We start from the raw sequence: 2093 nt of genomic DNA on the forward strand, positions 1-2093 counted from the left end.
ACTACCAGGGAGCTTACGCTGGGGAGCAGTTTCAGGCGCTGAAGGCTGCCATCAAGGAAGCATTCAGGGCAAGGCAGCGGCTCATCAGGAAATCTCTGCGCCTGATACCACGCGCTCTCCCAAGCGTCGATCACAAACTGCACGGCTCCCTTGTCTCTCAGATAGCCCAGCAGTACGTGGTGCATGCCTTCGAGCGCCAATTTCCACCTCCATCAATCGCAGCACGCAGCATGAACGCGCTCTCCATTCCTTTGGCGAGCCTACGGCCCAGGTTCCAGGTCCTTGATCGCCGCGATGGCTTCGTGCCTCGCCTTGATCAGCGCCAGACTCGGCAATGTCAACAGGCTTCTGGTCGTCGATCTGGTACGACCAACTCCAGCGCTCGCCGATTGGCCAGACGTCGATCGTGACTGGTGTCCGTGGTGTTCAACGCTGGTATCGGCCATATGTCGCCTCCGGCAGTTGGAGCCACAGTAGTAAAGGCACTTTCATCCGCCAACGCGGGCGCCTAGTGCATCTCATCGATGCGTTTCTTCGCGTCAGCGGTCGCTTCTCTGACAGCGAAGACCTCAGTCCAATGGCCAAGACTTGCAGCTGCGAACGCCTGCAGGCCATCAATCGCGTAAGGTCCACACGTCGGCTTTGCGAGTGGACCAAGTCCACACCTCTCCATAGCGAGTGGTCGTGATCACCACATCGTGCCCCATGTATTTGAAGCGTTTTTTCAACGTCTTCATGAACTTCACGCTAGCAGGAAAGGCCGCCATATGACTACCTGAACGAAGAGCGCCCACGTCAGCGATAGTGCGAACGCCGAGATGAGTTGCGACGCGAAAGGGCGCCCCATCGCTTTCTCCGCGCCGATGGTGCGCGCGGTGCTGGGTGAGGTCGATCCGAAGACGCAGGCGCGGCGCATTGCCAAGTTCCAGCCGCTCGAGGGCGGACTGAACAAGGCCTTCAGCGGGCTGCGACCGGCCCTGATCGGCGACGCCGGGCGCTCGTGTCTCGCGGCGAGGGCGGCGCTTGGAACGAACGAACGAAGCTCCTGCGTTGCCCCTACGGCGCGCCCAGTGACCGGCTGTGATTGCGGGAGGCCATCCGGTTGGTGCCTGATCAGGAGCCCGACGACGGCACCGGCCGCGTGCCGTCGACCTATGGAGCCGACGGTGCGCTCACTGTGGCCGACGCCTGGCCCTGGAAAACCCCTGGGTGTGGGTGGTCGAGTTTCGGAGGATCAAAGAGTGATCCGCTCCCTCCTCCTCTGCGCCCTGCTCGCCGCGTGCGGCGGCGGTGGCGACTCCTACGCGCCCGCCATGGTCCCGGCAGCCGAGCCGGCCGTCCTCGACACGGTTGTCGGCATGTCTTCAAGCAAACTGAACTCATTTGCGAACCTTTGCGGTGATGCACCGTCCCAAACGGGCGACGAACTTTCCAAGATTGCGACCGTCGATTTCCCTCGCCTGCGCCGCATCCGACGAACTTTTGCCCCGTCGGGCGAGCGGATGACCGGTGTTGCAGGCGGCCGGCGGGCGGCACCCAGGCGGATCGACGCCAGACAGCCTTTCTGTGCCGTAAGTGTCGCTTGCTCTGCCGAAACATTGCACTTTTTTATTCCGCCGTGCGATAGTATCGACGCGAATCAAAGGAAATCGCAATTTAACTGCTTGTCGGACTGATCTACCTGGGCGCCTGCCGCGCTGCCACCGCGTTGCGCGCGCGTGCCGCCGCGGATGGCTGGCCGGAATTGCTCGGCCAGGCCATTGACCGTGCTCGACGAGGGTGTGCGCATGCTGGCGGGCATCGTCGGCCCGGACTTCGAGCACCTCGCTGAGTCTTGCCCGCTTCGGCGGGCTTTTTCATGCGCGCTCGGCGGGCTGCACAGCAACGATCCATATATCAGCGGCGAGCAAGAAGAGCCGGCTACGCTTGGGGCCAACGGCTCAAAACGGCCACAAACGGACATTCGACAAAGCCATCAACCATTGCCGGTTACTTTCTATCAGCTGCATAAAGCCGATCAATGAACCCGCTTCGTTCGAGTTCATCGATGAACGATGCATCGGCGATGTCGGTTTCCTTCAGTGATGCGGCGG

The 2093-nt window shown here is 61.7% G+C and carries 3 protein-coding genes; 2 read left to right on the plus strand and 1 reads right to left on the minus strand.

The window, feature by feature from the left end:
- Nucleotides 1–200: hypothetical protein (locus AC1DY5_RS52965; protein WP_478122239.1), on the minus strand; the 200-nt coding region annotated here is incomplete at its 3' end.
- 1041 nt (nucleotides 201–1241) lie between these two features.
- On the opposite strand from AC1DY5_RS52965, the gene AC1DY5_RS52970 reads away from it, so the two are divergent.
- Nucleotides 1242–1676 (plus strand): hypothetical protein, encoded by a 435-nt coding sequence (locus tag AC1DY5_RS52970; protein ID WP_478122240.1) that lies wholly within the window; start codon nucleotides 1242–1244, stop codon nucleotides 1674–1676.
- A gap of 84 nt (nucleotides 1677–1760) precedes the next feature.
- Nucleotides 1761–2024, plus strand: coding sequence for a hypothetical protein (locus AC1DY5_RS52975; RefSeq protein WP_478122241.1), 264 nt, complete (start codon nucleotides 1761–1763; stop codon nucleotides 2022–2024).
- Nucleotides 2025–2093: the final 69 nt, after the last annotated feature.

The sequence above is a fragment of the Variovorax sp. P4_D9 genome, from assembly GCF_056401695.1.